Raw genomic sequence first — 310 nt, forward strand, 5'->3', positions numbered from 1 at the left:
TTAATGATGGTGATTACGGGTCCTCCTCGGAAACGTAATCAACCCGGTAGTTTATTCACTTTTAGTTTATCTACTAGTAATAAATTACCACTCTTATTCAAGACACACTTTGTGTGCGTGAAAATGTCAGACTTTACAATTGCATTGGATTAGTCTCCGGTGTGTACTAGCTAGCTTCTTTTGAAACTACTTGGGGTTGTATGGTTAAGTGACTAAGCGTATGTGGTGGATGCCTTGGCAGTTAGAGGCGATGAAGGACGTGTTAATCTGCGAAAAGCTTTGGTGAGGTGATAAAAACCGTTATAGCCAA

1 rRNA gene is annotated in these 310 nt (G+C 40.3%); it reads left to right on the forward strand.

What is annotated here, in order from left to right:
- Nucleotides 1–202: 202 nt before the first annotated feature.
- Nucleotides 203–310, forward strand: a 23S ribosomal RNA gene (locus tag H4J65_RS05900); the annotation flags it as partial.

Origin of the sequence: Colwellia sp. MB02u-9 (assembly GCF_014077085.1) — a bacterium.
Classification (GTDB): domain Bacteria; phylum Pseudomonadota; class Gammaproteobacteria; order Enterobacterales; family Alteromonadaceae; genus Cognaticolwellia.